Annotated in this window: 9 protein-coding genes; 5 read left to right on the top strand and 4 right to left on the bottom strand. The window is 44.0% G+C overall.

Annotated features, from left to right (window positions below):
• The first annotated feature begins 27 nt into the window (after positions 1-27).
• The gene (locus CLIN57ABFB40_RS00150) at positions 28-1,128 is read left to right on the top strand and encodes a family 43 glycosylhydrolase (protein ID WP_175628375.1); all 1,101 of its coding nucleotides are present in this window, start codon (positions 28-30) and stop codon (positions 1,126-1,128) included.
• 263 nt (positions 1,129-1,391) lie between these two features.
• Here the strand turns inward: CLIN57ABFB40_RS00150 and CLIN57ABFB40_RS00155 are convergent, their stop codons facing one another.
• From CLIN57ABFB40_RS00155 to CLIN57ABFB40_RS00170, 4 genes are read right to left on the bottom strand one after another with little or no spacing between them, the layout of a single operon-like run.
• Positions 1,392-3,692, bottom strand: a complete 2,301-nt coding sequence (locus CLIN57ABFB40_RS00155) for a glycoside hydrolase family 3 protein (protein ID WP_175628376.1) — start codon at positions 3,690-3,692, stop codon at positions 1,392-1,394.
• A 17-nt stretch (positions 3,693-3,709) separates the two neighbouring features.
• On the bottom strand, positions 3,710-5,233 hold the full coding sequence (locus tag CLIN57ABFB40_RS00160) for an alpha/beta hydrolase fold domain-containing protein (RefSeq protein ID WP_175628377.1): 1,524 nt from the start codon (positions 5,231-5,233) through the stop codon (positions 3,710-3,712).
• Between the two features lie 33 nt (positions 5,234-5,266).
• Entirely contained in the window at positions 5,267-7,327 is a 2,061-nt protein-coding gene (locus CLIN57ABFB40_RS00165) for a glycoside hydrolase family 97 protein (RefSeq protein ID WP_175628378.1), read from the bottom strand.
• Between the two features lie 13 nt (positions 7,328-7,340).
• Complete coding sequence (locus tag CLIN57ABFB40_RS00170; protein ID WP_175628379.1) at positions 7,341-8,564, bottom strand: glycoside hydrolase family 99-like domain-containing protein; 1,224 nt, start codon at positions 8,562-8,564, stop codon at positions 7,341-7,343.
• A gap of 292 nt (positions 8,565-8,856) precedes the next feature.
• Here CLIN57ABFB40_RS00170 and CLIN57ABFB40_RS00175 point away from each other — a divergent pair, with 292 nt between their 5' ends.
• The 4 genes from CLIN57ABFB40_RS00175 to CLIN57ABFB40_RS00190 all read left to right on the top strand — a co-directional run bounded on the left by CLIN57ABFB40_RS00175 (position 8,857) and on the right by CLIN57ABFB40_RS00190 (position 17,587).
• Entirely contained in the window at positions 8,857-10,812 is a 1,956-nt protein-coding gene (locus CLIN57ABFB40_RS00175; protein WP_175628380.1) for a glycoside hydrolase family 97 protein, read from the top strand.
• A 112-nt stretch (positions 10,813-10,924) separates the two neighbouring features.
• Positions 10,925-14,113, top strand: a complete 3,189-nt coding sequence (locus CLIN57ABFB40_RS00180; RefSeq protein WP_175628381.1) for a SusC/RagA family TonB-linked outer membrane protein — start codon at positions 10,925-10,927, stop codon at positions 14,111-14,113.
• Positions 14,114-14,143: 30 nt separating this feature from the next.
• Positions 14,144-16,144 (top strand): RagB/SusD family nutrient uptake outer membrane protein, encoded by a 2,001-nt coding sequence (locus CLIN57ABFB40_RS00185; RefSeq protein ID WP_175628382.1) that lies wholly within the window; start codon positions 14,144-14,146, stop codon positions 16,142-16,144.
• Positions 16,145-16,162: 18 nt separating this feature from the next.
• Entirely contained in the window at positions 16,163-17,587 is a 1,425-nt protein-coding gene (locus CLIN57ABFB40_RS00190; protein WP_175628383.1) for a DUF1735 domain-containing protein, read from the top strand.
• Positions 17,588-17,692 lie beyond the last annotated feature (105 nt).

Here is a 17,692-nt window from a genome sequence, read left to right on the forward strand (position 1 = left end):
AGTTTTTAGCCTTAAAGTTCATTTTTTATGATACGTCTTATACATATTGTGGGGATATTGGCTTGTTTGTTCAGTAACTTCTCCTGCCAGTATAAATCAGCAACATCTCACGCATCGGGAACCATAGATTCCGCTTCCTGTTATACGAATCCGCTTTTGTCGATTGGGGGTCCGGCTTTTGGTGCCCTGTTCCATAACGGTATGTATTATTACATTCGCGGAGTGGATGATAAAATCTGTTTGTGGGCATTGAAAGACATTACTGAAATAACGCATGAACCTACCAAAACGATATGGCCGGTGAACGACAGTCAGTCTTATTCTCATATCTGGGACCCGCAGATACATTATATCAATGGAAAATGGTATGTGTATTTTAGTATGGACGACGGCGATTCGGACAACCGCCAGTTGCATGTACTGGAAAATGCTTCACCCGACCCGTTGGAAGGAGAATTTGTGTTGAAAGGCAAGATTTCTACCGATCCTTACAATAATCTTGCTATTTACGGACATCCGTTTGTACATAAAGGTAAACTGTATTTGCTTTGGAGCGGATGGAAAAACAGGCGTATCTTTGAGGAAATGCAATGTTTGTATATTGCCGAAATGTCCGATCCGTGGACGTTGGCATCCGAACGTGTCCTGATATCTGAACCCAAGTATGAATGGGAATGTCAATGGGTGGGAACCGATGGGAATAAAGCTGCCTATCCGGTCTACGTCAACGAGATGCCTTTTCTTTTTCATTCCCGTAACAAAGACAAACTTCTTGTTTATTATTCCGCTAGTGCCAACTGGACTCCCTATCACTGCATAGGATTACTAGTTGCTAATGCCGACAGCGACCCACTTTCTCCGGCTTCATGGACTAAATTGTCTGAACCGGTTTTCAGACAATCGCCCGAAAATAACGCATACGCTCCCGGCAATATATGTTTTGTCCCTTCGCCGGATTATAAAGAGTGGTATATGCTTTATTTGGTGCGTAATTCACTTCATGATATGCTTATGGTGGATAGCCGTTCTTTACGGATGCAACCCATCGGTTGGGATGAAGAAGGTCTGCCTTTGCTGGGCAAACCGGCAAAAGAAGGAGAAGTGTTTCGTAAGCCTTCCGGACTTTAATGTACATATACCCCATTGTCTTCTATAGGAACAATCATTGTGCCACTTAATAGGAAACGACTGTGCCAAGCAATGGAAACGACTATGCCAAGCAATGGAAACAGTTGTGCCAAGCAATGAGAACAGTCGTACCAAGCAATGGATAGCAACCGTGGCATGCGGAACCATTACTTTTAGAATAAAAAAGAAGTTCTGCACGTGTCCAGCGAGTGAATCAGCCGACATACGTGCAGAACTTTTATTGAAAACTGAAAAAGGAGGTATTACTTGTATTTCTTCACCCGTTCGTCGTCTATCACACCCTTCCAGTTCAGTCCGTACGTATAATCGTACACATGACCGTCGGCATCGTGATAACAACGCATATCATGTGGAGTATCCTCCGCCTGCTCCTCTACTGTGCGCATGTCTGCCGGCATTTGGAAAGGTAGCAGGGCGGAAGGTTCCGCTTTTCCTGCCATCAGGTCGAGAACCGTCTGACGCTGTACGTCGAACAACAGAAACAATGCATCGGCGTAAGGCTCTATCTCACTCAACACAGGAGGATTCAGTACATTGATGGCTACAATCACCGGCTTTTCTCCCATGCTCTTCTTTGTTTGGATGACCAGGTCCATGTCGCCCTTGTTGACTGTCTTCACGCTTTTGCCTCGATAGCTGCGGTTGGTGAAGTCCTCGTACGGGTCGCCACCGGACAGACTCTGTGCACGGGCATGCGTGGCAGTATAGTCGCTGTATTGCAGGCTGATAGGACGATAACCCGTATCTTTTCCTGTGCGTGCAGCTTCTTCGTCGAAACCGTAACCACTGTTGGGGGATTCGATGAATACGATAGCTGCGTCAGCTTCTTGCGGAGTGGAAACCAGCTCGAAGTATCTTTCCACCAGTTCCTTGCTCAGCGGAGTGATGTGCTGTTCCTCAATACGTCCACCCCAGAAGTCAATGTAGGAGGGGACATAACGCTCAGGGATATACACTTTCTTCTTTCCTTCCAACGGCAGTACGCTTGCATGGTTCTTTAGCATGACAACGCTTTTCAACTGGGCGTCGTATCCTTCCTGCATGAATTCGGGACAGCCTACCACTTCGCTTGTGTGTGCCGGATCGAGATAAGGGTTCTCGAACAAACCGGTACGGAAGATATTGGTCAATAAACGGCGGGCGGAAGTCCGCATACGTTGCTGCATCCATTCTTCCCCCTGTTTTTCCACTCCTATATGGTAAGCATCGAGCACAGGTCCCCGGTCGTTATTTCCACCGAATTGGTCGACTCCTGCCATCAGAACTTTGTAATGGCGTTCTGCCACGCTTTTGGTTTCCATGCCCCATGGTTTTCCTTTGCAGGCGTATACTCCTACTTCGTCATGCGTGATTCCCCAGTCGGAGCAAATCACTCCGTCATAGTTCTGTTGTTCGCGTAGCATATCCTGAATAAACTTCCGGCTGAAACCACTACCTACGCCGTCCGGCTCGAAACCTACGCAAGCGGAATAGTCAGGCATCAAGGCAGCCGATACCTTGGTTTTGCCTTCCAGCTTGAAAGCGCCTTCCGTGAAAGGCAACGTATGCAGTTCGAAATTTCCGTTGGGGAAAACGGCGTATTTTCCATATCCCTGATGACCGTCGCGTCCGCCTTCGTTGCATGCTCCGGTGCCCGGCCAGTGTTTCACCATCGTGTTTACACTGTTCCAACCCCATCCTTCACATATTTCCGCATCGCCTTCCGATGTCTGGAAACCATCGCAATAGGCACGTGCCATATCGGTAGCAAGTTTGGTACCTTCTCCCATTGTATAGCAGAAGCGCATCCATCGCGGGTCGGTTCCTACGTCCACCATCGGGAAGAGGGAAGTGGCGAATCCCAGTGCCCTGTATTCGATGGAGCCTATTTCCGCAAAACGTTTCATGATTTCAGGTGAGAAAGTGGCGCACATGCCCAAACTGCCCGGCCACATGGAGATTTTGCCACCTCCGCCGGCGTTGAATTCCGCATCCGCCCTCGATGAGTGGCGGGGGTCGGAAGAGTTATTGCACGGAATGCCGAATCCCAGACCTTCCACATAACCTTGTGCCGCATTGTTCCAACGGGCAGCCGTTTCCGGGCTTTCCACAGAGGTGATAAGCACGTGGCGTACTCCGTCTTTCTCGAGAAACGTCTTTTGTTCATCGGTCAGTTCCCAAGCAGACATACCGCTTTCGGTGTGCGTTTTGCCGTTGTAGACGTTTCTGTTCACGGGGATGGTCTGATGGCTGCTGTACAGCATAAGCCCTGCGATGTCTTCCATGCTGAGTTGGGCGGTCAAGTCCGCCACACGCGCATCTATCGGTTGCCGCCAGTCTTCATACACGTCCAGTCGGCCGTTGCGGTTCAAGTCTTTGAATGCGTAGCCGTCCTGTTGGATAATGGTGATTCCTGACATCGGGCTGTATCCCAATGTGGCACCGTCTTTTTGCGTTATCAGATGATATCCGTCTTCAACGGATTCCGTCCATCGCTGTCCGTTGCAACTGCATAGCACGCAGCCGGACAATAAGACAGACAAACATAAATTGTTCTTTTTCATATATTATTTTTTACTTTTTAAAACGACTTCAACCAGTCTGAAAGTTGAGACATTAATTCCTCATGGTGTACAAAAGAGCCCAAATTTCCCCATCCATGTCCGGCGCCCCATCCGTTGCTGCTTTGCCAGCTGACTAATTTTGCAGGTATTCCTTTATTTATCAATGCCTGATAGTAGGCTTTGCCGTTTACGGTGGGAGGAACTTCCGTGTCATCTTCGGTGAATGTAATGAAAGCACGTGGCGTATCTGTTTTTACCTGTTTTTCGTTAGAATAAAGTTCCATTTGTGCCGTTGAAGGGTTTTTACCCAAGAAGTTTTCACGTGACCATGCATGTCCTTGGGCTCCCATTGTAATAACCGGATAGAACAGGATCTGGAAGTTGGGATGTGCATCTCCTGTGGAGTGAGTGGCAATAGTTGAAGCTAAGTGTCCTCCTGCGGAGAATCCCATAATTCCCACATCATCTTTGTTGACATACCATTCCTTCGCATGTTCGCGAACACGTTTGATGGTTGTTTCTGCGTCAGCGATCGGCAATTGGCAGTTACCTTCGGGAAGTGTATATTTTACCACAATCAAGGCGATTCCCCGTTCGTTGAAGAATGGAGCCCAGCCATTCCCTTCATAATTGTCTTCCGGTTTGCAATACCCGTATCCACCACCGGGGCATACCACAACGGCCCGTCCCGTAGCAGTGTGGGAGGCAGGTAGAAAAACAAAAGTTTGAGGATTATCTAATGTGAACGAACGTGTGGCATAGCTGGGGGCTGTTTCGTTGTCTTTGATATGAAGTAAGAACGCTTTCATAATTTCCTCCGCTATTCTTTTCATTCCTTTATCATTGGGATGGGCTATAATGAAATCTTTCGTTATCGTATAAGGTTTTCCGTCTAAATCATACAGAATATCTCCCGTAGAAGGGCGAGTGACACCCACTTGGTCGATTCCTCTAAGGTCTACATAAGGAATTCCATAAGCTGTTGCCGCTTGTTTGATAGCCGCCTCTTTCTCGTCGTCCTTCCAGAAACAGCCGGTAATAAACACATGCTTCGCTTGTTTTTTGCAATAACTCACCAACCGGCCTATTGCCGTTTTAAAAGCCGTCTTATCTTCTACATTTTCTCCCAAACGAATGACTATGACATCTTTGTCTTTACAATGCTGGTCCAGCAATGTATTCAGGTTCATGGACAGATTGCGCTCCCAATCGGCTATGTTTAGTGGAGTCACTTTTGAGCCGGGACGCTGTTGGCACAACATTCTCTCCAGTTGATGGCAATAGTCGTTCTCTTCTTTCGAAGCTGCCATTCCCCAGGCAGAGAACCATTCGATACTTGGGGCGTATTCATGGCGTGTGATGGAATTTCCCAAGCATAATACTTTTAATCCATTGGAGGTATCCTCTTTGTCATCGTCATCGTCTTTATTGTCTGTGCCTGGAGTCTCCTTTGGCGGTTCGTTTATCAGCGAATCGTTTTTACTGCAACTTTCAGTTAATAAACCGCACAATATAAAAAATAGAAAAATAAATCTCTTCATATACCTTATTTAATTTGTTATTTAAAGTTCAACTTATTTCTTGTAGATACGGGCTGCAAATCCGCCGCCATTCTTCATCTCTATTGATAACTGACGGCTATCGGAGATAGTGATGAACTCTCGTTTGTAGCTTGTAGCATCCGTGTTGGCGTTATCGCCGTCTTTGAATATTTCAGCTTCGTATGTGCCTGAATCAAGGAAAGAAAGGTCAAGTGTAAGACTGCGCGAATCTGTCCGATTATTCAGTGCACCTACAAACCAGTCTTTACCGTTTTGTCGTGCAATGGATATATACTCTCCTAATTTGCTGGTCAGTACCTTTGTCTCATCCCATACGGTGGGGATGGAAGCTAGGAATCGGGCACATTCTTTCTCTTTCTCGTACGTTGTGATGTTATCCGCCAGCGTACCTAATCCAGAGAAGAATATGATGTAGTCTGCTATTTGTCGGCATCGGGTACCTTTGCTTATCGGACGGTCGTGGTTTACTGTCCACTTGCTATGAGAAGCATTACGCATCAGCCCCGCAGTGTAGTCGGTGGGTCCTGCCATACCGCGCAGGAAGGGGAAAGTGACGTCATAAGTTATCCAGTCGCCATTTCTGCCGCCCTCATATTTCAGATGTTCCTGTCCTTTTACTGCTTCGTATGCAAGTATGTTCGGATAGGCACGGTGCAGTCCGTGGGGAACAGGAGAACTGTGCAGATTGAGCAGGAGTTTGTATTTAGCTGCCATTTCCGCTATTTTCCATTGCAGGTCAATATATTCTTGGTCGCTACGTTCAAAGAAGTCTATTTTTATACCTTTGATACCGTCATTGCTCAGCCTTCTGAATATGTATTCAAACGTGCTGTTGCCTGCCTTCTCCAATACATCGGAGAAGAAAGCCGCTTCCATCCACACCCATACACCTATGTTACTCTTTCTAGCCTGTTCGATGACATCTTTTAAGCAAGAATCATAAGAGAAATCGTTTTCCCACATATTGATACTTCCTGCATCGATAGTAATGTAAGGGATACCCATTTCTTTGGCAAAATTGATGTGGTATATATAATTTTCTAAATGGATACCCGGAGTACCTACTCCATCAAGAGAATAGGCTGTCATCCAGTCCCATGTGCTCATGCCGGGTTTAATCCACGATGTGTCGAACAATTTGCTGCGTGCTGGTGCCAATTTGTATATCATGTCGTTGTCCAGCAACTGTGACTCCTTGTCCATCACCATGAGGATGCGCCAGGGGAATGTCATGGAACCCTCGCAACTGGCAATATATTTATACCATTCGGAAGGCCATTTGTATGAACCGTCACGATAGGCACTTCTGACACGTTCCTGTTGATAACCTGCCAAGTGGTTGCCCGGCATTTTGCGAATGAACATACTTGGGTAGTTTTTGACATTCGCTTCAGCGATACACAAGATTTTCCCTTCGCATTTCACCATCAACGGCAACATAGCCAACTGGCATCCGCCGGAGATTTCCTTGATATCATACTGATAGAAATTCTCGTAGCTGTTGTTTGCGTTTTTCTGCCACGTATCTGTAGCTCCCGGACTAAGAGCGGCTGTCATAGTGAAGCTGGAGGGGAAACTGAAATCCACTTCTTCCGATAGGACCTTGAAATTCTTTTTCCGCTCTGATTCGAAGTGGTAAGCCATTCCTTCGTTGTAAGCTCTGAACACGATGCGGAACTCTTCGGAGAAGTGCAATGTCAGTTCATTGTAGATATCATTCACCGATTTGCGGATATAAAACGGCGAATCAATGGTTGTGTTGACCGATTCTTTGGTAGAACCGATGAAAGTAGAACCTTTTCCCCAGGTTTGTCCGTCGTCCAGTGTCATGGAGACGGGGGATGCGTTTACCACTGTTACACCATTGTGTGAGACGGTATACGTGATATTTCCTTCAGTCGAAATTTCCACTTTCAGCCCCCCATCAGGTGACTCTAATGTCGTGTCCTTACCCATAACTACAGGTGGCTGTGGTTCCGGCTCAATTATTTCATTCTCATTGCTATCTTGGCATGCACCGAAAGTTAGCGACAGAAACAGGAGTCCTAACATTCCAAATTTTCGTTTCATCATAATATAGTACTGATTAGTTTTTATTTCCAAAATTCTCATATTCACCGTTCATCACTCGTTTTACGGCGTTCAGATAACCGAAACCGTTCTTCATATCGGGCAGGAGATAGCTGCCTTCCACCCATTCGTTCCAAGAGTTGATTGTAATCAGTTTGGGACGTCCAGGGCGTTGGTCTACGTACTCTTTCGTCTTTTGCAAGAAAGCAGCAAAACTTTCGGGCGAATCGTTATAATGCACGATTTCATCGGCTTTTTTGTTCGGGAACCGGGGGGAATCATCCCAACCGATAGATGCATTCGGGAAGAAAGGAACTCCGAGCGAATCCAGTGCTTGCGTCCACTGTTCCCGGCGTTGCATGGCTTTTGTTCCCCATGATATATAGTCTTCTTCGAAAGGCCATCCCCAGTTGTATTTTGTTACACTGTTGACGCCTACCGTAGCCACCATTTCCATAAATTCGGGGAAGGGGAAACCATCACCGATAAGCTGGAGATGTAAATCCGGGAATCCGGCTTTTTTCACCTCTTCTCTGAAGTAATCCATCGCCTTCTTCACTCCTTTGGCATCACCGAAGTTCTCGCGCAATTCGTAGTAACCGAAAATGGAAAATACCGGGCAACCGTCTATCTTGAAATAGTTTGGCTTGTGGAAATATTGGCGTATCACCCGTTCTACGATGATTTTGAAGTTATCCCAGTCTACCGTACCGTTCCATAAACGCGATTTGTCATCCTTGTATCGGTGTACATTCCAATAATTGTGTGCCACGTGGTGATTGGCCCACATCAGGTAGAATTTCATTTTCTCATTGTTCTTGGCTTTCAGGAATCCGTTGTTGACGGTGCTTTCCAGAAAAGGCTGTCCATCATACCAGTACCAGTCGAAGATAAACATATTGATGCCATGGGCGGTTGCCACATCAATCCATTTCTCCATGACTTGTGTGTCATCATCCATTTCATATCCCCACAAAGGTACCTTCGGCTGGTAGTGTCCTTCGAAACGGGGATTACCTTTTTTGATGACTTCCCATTCACCGATGCCTTCTCCCCATAGAGTGTCTTGTCCCATAGGGTCGTTGTGGCATGACGGCCAGATATAAGCTGCCACATAATAGTCATCTTGTTTTTCTGTTTGTCCGTCTACTTTTTGAGTGGACGGGGTACATGAGTAAATTGCTGTCATAGCTGCCGCCATACAGAAATTTCTCCATGTGTTTTTTGTGATTGTTCTCATAAGAAATTTGCAATTTTATAAATATAATAATGTGCAAATGTATAAATTGCCTAGGATTATAAAGGCTAAAATTTTGCCTATAAAGGCTAAAATTCTGCCAAACAGATTTGCAGATAAGAGTAGGGGTGGAAGGCTTGTGAAGGGGAATTTTGAGTATAGCTGAGTATAGCGGAGAATATACAAAAGGCAGAATTTTGTCTTTTTTAGGTAAAATAATCGCCTATCTTGCAAATTTAAATATCGTATTTTGCAAACATTAAAATTAAGTTATGTTGATGAAAATTTCGATAAAATGAAGAAGATCCTCATTGGAGCGATAGGTGTGCTCATTCAACTTGCAGTCAGCGGTGCTGTCTACGGGAAAGTACTGAACGTATATTCTCCCGATAGTACTGTAAAAGTCAGCATCGAGCTGAAAGATAAGATTTATTATTCAGTCTTTACCGGTGATGATATATTATTAGATAGGTGTACGATGGGGATGACCCTTTCCGATGGTACATTGGGAGTAAAACCTGTGCTGAGAAAAGTGCGGAAAGGCACGGTGGATGAAAGCAGGAAGCGGGAGATTCCCCTGAAAAATGAAACGGTGCGCAATCATTATAATTATTTGCGCATGAATATGGCAGGAGATTATACTGTAGAATTTCGGGTTTTTGATGACGGTGTAGCCTATCGTTTCATTACTGATAGAAAAAGTCCGATAGAAGTAGTCGGAGAAGATTTCAATATCAACTTTCCTACTGATTATCGTGCCTGTTTGGGCGAAGCACATGCTTTCTCCACTTCTTATGAGTCTGTTTACACCTGTATGCAGACGGAAAGTTACCGGACGGATGATATCATGGCTTATTTGCCGGCATTGCTTGAAACGCCCGTTGGTTGTAAGATTCTGATATCGGAAGCCGACCTTATCGATTATCCCTGTATGTTTCTGAAAAGTACAGGTAACAATGGAATGTATGCCTTGTTTCCCAAATGTCCTGTCCGTTTCGAGGACGATAATGATTACAAATTCAGAATTTTGGAAGAAGCCTCGTATATTGCCCGGACGTCAGGAAAAAGAAGTTTCCCCTGGCGTTTCTTCGTGATTGCGAAAAACGAAAAGGTATTGGTTGAGAATGAAATGGTATATAAACTCTCAGCACCCTGTGAACTTGCCGATTATAGTTGGGTAAAACCTGGTAAATCAAGTTGGGAATGGTGGAATCCCCGTATTTATGATGTAGATTTCAGAGTGGGTGCCAATACGCAGACTTATAAATATTATATAGACTTTGCAGCGGAGTTGGGGTTGGAATATACATTGATGGACGGTGCTTGGATGGCAGCCGCCAGTGATCCTTGGACTCCTCATCCGGAAATCGATCTGCCGGAAGTTATCCGCTATGCCAAAGAGCATAATGTGAAGATTCTGCTTTGGCTGAGTTGGCTTACAGTAGAAAAACATTTTGACCAATTGTTCGCCAAGTATGCCGAATGGGGAGTAGCAGGATTAAAGATAGATTTTATGGAACGCAGCGACCAGTGGATGGTGAATTTCTATGAGCGTGTAGCTAAAGAAGCAGCCAAACACAAACTCGTAATCGATTTCCATGGTTCTTTCAAGCCTGCCGGACTGGAGTGCCGTTACCCCAATGTGCTTTCGTACGAAGGAGTGGTAGGTATGGAGATGGGCAAGCGTTGCGATCCTGCGAACAGCATTTGGCTGCCTTTCATCCGTAACACTGTAGGACCGATGGATTTTACTCCGGGAGCCATGAATAATGTTCATCCAGAAGAAAACCATTTTGATATATGGACGCATGGGAATCCTGCCGCTTCGGGGACACGTGCCTATCAGATGGCACTGTATGTAGTATTTGAAAGCGGGCTGCAAATGTTGGCGGACAGTCCTACGTTGTATTATCGCGAACGTCCCTGTACGGATTTCATAGCCAGTGTTCCTGTGGTATGGGATGAGACGAGAGTTTTGGATGCCAAGTTGGGCGAATATATAGTCATTGCCCGTCGGAGTGGAGATAAGTGGTTCGTGGGGGCTATTACGAATGGTGAGCCGCGTACTGTCACGGTCAACCTCGATTTCCTTTCTCCTAATAGGGATTTTCATCTGACCGGCTTTGCCGACGGCATGAATGCCGACCGTTCGGCGATGGATTACATAAGGTGGGAGTCAGAGATTCGCTCTACTTCTACATTGACGTTGAAGATGGTTCGCAACGGAGGATATGTGGGAGTGATTGAGTAAATTAATTATTTATCAAAATATTTTTTCGATCAGATTAAATGACGTGAACCGGACAGGTTTTATATGAAATAAAATGATCAAAAAACTATTGTTAACTTTAATAATTTTCAGTATGGATTTAAATTCATTGAAAAAGAAGCAAAGAATGGTGGTTGCCTTGCCATTGTTTGCTTGTATTCTCGGCAGTTATCCGTTGGATGCCGTGGCTGAGAATAGTGGTATTCCTGTGCAAGAGGTTTTGCAAAACAAAGCTCCATTGAAACGCACTTTATATGGAACTGTGATTGATGCTACCAGTGGCGAGTCACTGGTAGGGGTTAATATCCGCGTTAAAGGTAGTGACCGAGGTACTATTACCGACCTTGATGGTAAATTCAAATTAGAGGTGACTAACAAAACGGAATTGGAATGTTCTTATATCGGTTATAAGAGCCAGACGGTAATAGTAGGTGATTTGGGCGTTATCCAGATTAAAATGGTGTCGGATAATGAAGTATTGGATGAAGTTGTGATTATCGGTGCCGGTACGCAGAAGAAAGTCTCAGTGACAGGTTCTATTGCCAGCGTGAAAGGTACTGTCCTGAAAGCTCCGTCTTCTTCATTGACCAACAACCTTGCCGGTAAATTGTCTGGTGTGGTTGCAAAAACGAATAGTGGTGAACCGGGAGCAGCTTCCGATTTCTATATTCGTGGTATCAATACGTTCGGTGGCGTAGCCACACCTTTGATTTTGCTCAATGGAGTGGAAATCTCATCCGGCGACTTGAACACGATTCCGGCAGAAACAATTGAAAGTTTCACCATACTGAAAGATGCATCTGCAACGGCTATTTATGGTAACCGGGGTGCGAATGGTGTCATGTTGGTGACAACGAAAAGCGGTTCTGAAAATACGAAAGCAACCGTGAACGTGTCGTTGGAAGCTTCTTATTTCCAGCCAATGAATCGTATTGAGTTTGCAGACGGTCCTACTTACATGCGCAAGTTTAACGAAGCCCGTCAGGCACGTGATTATGATGACGTTTATAATGCCGACCAAATTCAATACACTGCAGATGGAATCAATCCGTACGCATATCCAAACGTGGACTGGTATGATACTATATTTAAAAAAGGAAATTTTAACCAACGTGCTAATGTTAATGTACAGGGGGGTGGTTCAAGAGTTACCTACTTCCTAAGCTTGCAGGCCAACCACGATACAGGTTTGATGAATACGCCAAAGAACTATTTCTATGACACTAACTTCAACACGTGGGAATATAATTTTCAGAACAATATCTCCTACAAATTATCCAATACAACAACAGTAGACCTGCGTATCATGACACAAATGGGACATCGTAATGGTCCGGAGTATTCTACTGCTGATATGTATAAAAGTGTGATGGCCACCAATCCCGTATCGTTTCCTGCTGCTTTTCCGGCACAAGAGGGGGACAAAGGTCATATTCGTTTCGGTAATGTAGTATTAATCCCGGGAGTATATGGTGAGAACCCATATGCCAATATGTTGAAGTCGTTTCAAGAAGTCAATTATAATACAATGAACACTTCTTTGAATGTGGCCCAGAAATTAGATTTCATCACTGAAGGACTGAGCGCGAAGGTATTGGTTAACTTTAAAAATTATTCATACTCCAAATATAAACGTTCTATCGACCCTTTCTATTATCAGATGAAAGCGAACTCTTTCGATCCGGAAACAAATGAGTATGATTTGGAAACATTGAAAACCGGAAAATATTTTATTGAAGAGTCCGATCACAAAAAAGAACAGGATCAGACTTTCTATTTGGATGCACGGTTGGACTGGAAACGTAGTTTCGGATATCATAACTTTACCGCCATGGCAATGTACATGATGCGTGAATATCGCAATTCCATACTTCCTAATCGTAACCAAGGTTATTCAGGCCGTATCACTTATGACTATGCCAATAAATATCTTGTAGAGTTCAACTTCGGATATAACGGTTCCGAACGTCTGGCTTCAGGCACACGATTCGAGTTTTTCCCTGCCGTGTCTCTCGGATGGGTGGTAAGTAACGAAGATTTCTGGGAACCGGTTTCAAAGACTATCAATCATTTGAAAGTTAGAGGTTCTTACGGTTTGGTTGGTAGCGACCAGTTCCACAAGGATGCTCCTCACTTCCTCTATTACAATCAGATTAATTTCTCTCCTAATGCTGATGCAAAAGAGTTTCACGACAAGAAATTAATATACTCTACCGGTATGCCGGGTAGTACGATTGTCCGTGAAGGACCTGAATTCAAAACTCTTGCCATACAGAATGCGGGTTGGGAGCGTGTGAAGAAACTAAATGTCGGAGTTGACATTTCATTTTTCGATCAAGTGAATCTTACGTTTGATTATTTTTATGACCACCGTGACCGAATTCTGATGAAGCGTGCTTCTTTCCCCAGCTTATTGGGATATGGAGGGTATGCGCCTTGGAGTAATATCGGTGAAGTAATCAACAAAGGTGTGGAAATAAGCCTGAATTGGAATAAACAATTCGGTAAGAACTGGTTTGTTGATTTCCGCGGAAACTTTACTTTCAACCGTAATAAATATGAATATGCCGACGAACCGGACTATCCGTATGTATGGCAGACGAAAACTGGCAAACCGTTGAATACACTAACCGGATATTTAGCCGACGGTTTATTCAGCAGTCAGGAAGAGATAGACAACTGGGCTGACCAGTCACAATTGGGAGGTAACAACCTGCGTCCGGGTGATATCAAGTATCGGGATATTAACGGTGACGGACAAATCACGGAACAAGACCAAGTAATGCTTTCTCCCTATGCAGACATTCCCAATATTCAATACGGTTTTGGCTTAAATCTAACTTATAAGAAGTTTGATTTTGGCGTATTCTTCAATGGTTCTGCCAAACGTAAGATTATGATTAATGAGGGATATGCTCCTTTCCAAAGCGGAGGAGGTGACGGACATTCGGGGCAAACTCTGCCGACCAACTTGATGCAATGGATTGCCGATGGGCACTGGTCGGTAGATAATCCGAATCCAAATGCGGTTTATCCCCGCTTGGGAACAACCATCAGTGACATTCAGAATAATATTGTGAAGAGTTCCTTCTGGATGCGCAATGCTAATTTCTTACGGTTCAAGACACTGGAATTCGGTTATAGATTCCCTCATTGCCGTGTTTATTTCAATGGAGACAATCTTGCAGTGTTCAGCCCATTCAAATTGTGGGATCCGGAGCTTGCATGGAATGCCTACCCATTGCAACGTACTTTCAATCTTGGAGTACAACTTACATTCTAACACTGTACAATTCATAAAAATAATTCAGATATGAACATTTTAAAGTATACCAATCGATTTATAAAATCAGGTTTTGTCGGTATAACCTGCCTGGCCTGTTTTTCCTCATGCAATTACTTGGATGTCATTCCGCCAGCACAACCGGATATGGAAGATACGATGACAGACAAAGCTGCAACACTGGGATTTTTATTTTCCTGTTATGCTCCAATACTGGAGTTTCATACATATAATATCAATTATCTTGAAAATGGTTCGGACGAGACACTTTATCCACTGACGTGGTCAGGGCAATGCCAGAAAATTCAGTTTGGTACGGCTAATACAACAGATGGTATCGGAATGTGGTATACATGGTATTCTGCATTAGGGCAAGTACATCGTTTTCTACAACAGATTGATATCTTAAATCCGGTCGGAGTGACAGAAGATGATAAAGACGAATACAAAGGCGAGTGTTACTTTTTGGATGCATATTACCATTTCCGATTGCTGAATACTTACGGCCCCATTCCTATCGTTTCGGAAATGATGGACCCTAACATAACTAAGAATGAGATGCCGGGACGTTCGCACTATGATGCTTGTGTGGAATACATTGCTAAAAAGCTTGACCAGGCTGCCAATCTGCTTCCCGATAAACGGGAACTTAGTGATGCGGGACGTGCTGATGCCACTATTTGCAAGTGCATTAAAGCCCGTATATTACTCTATGCCGCTTCTCCTTTATGGAATGGCTCGTTCTACGATAAGAGCTGGAAAAACAGCAAATACGAGACTCCGGGATATGGAAATGAACTGGTAAGTTCGCAATATGAACGAAAAAAATGGGAAACTGCGTTGACTGCATGTCAGGAGGCTTTCGCAGCTGCCGATAAGGCGGGTTATAAATTGTTTGATATAGAAACCGCCAATTCGATAGCTGAAAAACAAAAAGTTTCATTGCCTTTTATACCCGGCAAAGAAGAAGATACACCGGAGAATGAGTTATTTAAAGAACGTGTTCGTATGTTCCAGTATTTGGTTGCTTCGAACGAAAGCGACGGAAACAACGAACTTATTTGGGGAGTGAACACGAAGCGTATGGGACCGACGGACTATTGGCCTGTAATTTCGCAAGCCCCCAGAAAGATTATCAAGACGAACGGAACTACATGGCATTCAATGAGTGGTTGGTCTTTTAATGCGCCGACGTTGAACACTGTACAGCGTTTTTATACGGAAAATGGGAAATTGCCTGCTGATGATAATGATTTCTATCATAAAAGCGAGTGGTATACCCGCTTTTATGAGGGTACTTCAAGTCCGGCTTTAGAGAGAGATGATATTGATAAGGAAGACGTAAAGAATGACATTATCAAGTTTAATGCCGGTCGGGAAGCTCGTTATTATGCGTGGATTGCTTTTGATGGCTGTCAGTATGCTACGAATATACGTGATGGAGAACCACTTTGGCTTAATCTGAAGAATAGTGCTACGAATGGATATGTGCTTAATGACCGTAACTATACCGGAACAGGATTTATGACGAAGAAGTTTATGACACCCGATATCAAGTATGACAAGACGAACAAAGTGACGGGAACTCCTACTCGGTTGCCGTTTGTCCGTATGGCGGAACTATATTTGAATCTTGCCGAATGTTATGCGGCATTAGGGAATAATAAGGAGGCCTTGAAACAACTCAATTTCGTACGCAGACGTGCCGGTTTTGATGATTTGGAAGAGGCGGATATGCCAAGGATGAATATGAGTGTAGTTGATTTGATTCGTAACGAACGTTTTGTTGAATTGTTTAAGGAAGGACATCGTTACTACGATATGCGTCGCTGGACAATCGCTCCTCAAGTATCAGGTGCCGGTAAAATTTATGTTTTGAACAACAACAAGGTAGATCCTACTTTTGAGGAATTTAATAAACCGATATTAGCGGAACAACCATTGAGATGGTATAATCGTTTGTATTTACTTCCATCGGATGACACGGAAATATACAGTAATCCGCAGTTAGTGCAGTCACCCGGTTATTAATAAATAAAAGAATACATTATGAAAACTAAGTTTATAGGAATTGCAAGTATGCTCGCCTTGCTGGCGGCTTGCGAGCAAGATAAATATGAATTGGACAATTTGGTTCCTGAGGAGTATAATAAAGTGTTGTATATAAAAGAATACGGAACCCCTGAAATCACTTTATACAATGCTGATGAGAAGAGTACATATTCTTTCTCTGTCAATCTTGGCGGTAAGGACTTTATGGCGCAGCCGGCTGCTTGCGACATCCATACGCTGACACAGGCAGAGGTAGACCAAAAATACAGCATTCCCGAAGGGACCAATTACAAGGTACTTACCAAAGGCTATTCCATTGACAACTCGCATTTGGATTTTGCAACGGAAGAGTTCTACAAACAGGTTACTGTGTCTATGGCACCCAAAGTCATTGAGGATGAAATAAACACTGCCCCCAATTCTACATGGGTATTACCCATATGTTTACGTAGTGAGAGCGACCTGGTGAATGCTGCAAAAAATGAGATATTCATGAAAATCAACGTCGTTAGTCCGTCTGTAGGTTTCAATAGTGCTGTCGAACGGATTGTACAGTATGAGAATGGCACTCCTCGCGTCAATTCGGTTGAGTTTGGTATTGATGCTGAAAACCAGTGGGGACTTACATGCACATTTGAGGTTGATGAAGAATATGCGGCTGCAATGTATCCTACGTATAGGCTATTGCCGGTAGAATGTTATGAGTTCTCTGAAAATATACAGTTGCGCAAGGGAGAAAAGACCGCAGACTTGTTTATAACCTTTACCGGTGAAAAACTGGAATGGGGGGATTATGTACTTCCGATTCGTATGAGTAGTGATCCTGTTGCTTCTTCACCGGAGAAAAATATACATGTAATGGTTATTCATCATAGCAGTGACTGGGAGGTTACAGGTAAATATGAAGAAAGAAGATGGAATAATGGTGGTAAATTCAAACATCTTTTGGATGGTGATCCTAAAACATTTTGGGCAAGCCATTGGGATGGTCCTAACGCAAGAGATATTCCTCCTGTCTTGGTTATAGATACAAAGGAAGAGCATGCTTTCAGTAGAATCGGATTTATGCATATAGATAATGAGGGTCAACAGGATAGACACAATTATCAACTTGAGTTTTATGTTAGTTCCGATTCCAGAACTTGGTGGAATTTTGACCATGAGAAATTCTGGGAAGGAAAAGAAGACGGAGATGTCGACTGGAATGAATATGGATGGAAAACAGATACTAACTGGGAGAGTCAAACCAACTGGGTGCCTGTGGGCAAGGTAACAGAGATGAAGAGCCTGCATCACCCCGAATATGAATATTTTGATTTGGACAGTAGCGTGAAAGGTCGGTATTTCATTATCAAAATGCCATATAGAGGTGATCGGGATATGGGTGAGTTTGCAGAAATCGATCTTCAGACGGTAGATTGAATGACAACTCTTAATTGAAAAAAGCAGCTTTGGGACCGTTCATATATGGTCGGTCCCGAAGTGATTCTTTGGAGCGAAGTCTGAACAGATTATTATTTCGCGAAT

The organism is Bacteroides acidifaciens, from assembly GCF_903181435.1.
In the GTDB taxonomy this organism is placed as follows: domain Bacteria; phylum Bacteroidota; class Bacteroidia; order Bacteroidales; family Bacteroidaceae; genus Bacteroides.

Bases quoted from the DNA above. Each gene is read 5' to 3' on its own strand.
- CLIN57ABFB40_RS00150 (WP_175628375.1), top strand. From the start codon at position 28: ATGATACGTCTTATACATATTGTGGGGATATTGGCTTGTTTGTTCAGT.
- CLIN57ABFB40_RS00190 (WP_175628383.1), top strand. From the start codon at position 16,163: ATGAAAACTAAGTTTATAGGAATTGCAAGTATGCTCGCCTTGCTGGCG.
- CLIN57ABFB40_RS00160 (WP_175628377.1), bottom strand. From the start codon at position 5,233: ATGAAGAGATTTATTTTTCTATTTTTTATATTGTGCGGTTTATTAACT.
- CLIN57ABFB40_RS00165 (WP_175628378.1), bottom strand. From the start codon at position 7,327: ATGATGAAACGAAAATTTGGAATGTTAGGACTCCTGTTTCTGTCGCTA.
- CLIN57ABFB40_RS00175 (WP_175628380.1), top strand. From the start codon at position 8,857: ATGAAGAAGATCCTCATTGGAGCGATAGGTGTGCTCATTCAACTTGCA.
- CLIN57ABFB40_RS00155 (WP_175628376.1), bottom strand. From the start codon at position 3,692: ATGAAAAAGAACAATTTATGTTTGTCTGTCTTATTGTCCGGCTGCGTG.
- CLIN57ABFB40_RS00185 (WP_175628382.1), top strand. From the start codon at position 14,144: ATGAACATTTTAAAGTATACCAATCGATTTATAAAATCAGGTTTTGTC.
- CLIN57ABFB40_RS00170 (WP_175628379.1), bottom strand. From the start codon at position 8,564: ATGAGAACAATCACAAAAAACACATGGAGAAATTTCTGTATGGCGGCA.
- CLIN57ABFB40_RS00180 (WP_175628381.1), top strand. From the start codon at position 10,925: ATGGATTTAAATTCATTGAAAAAGAAGCAAAGAATGGTGGTTGCCTTG.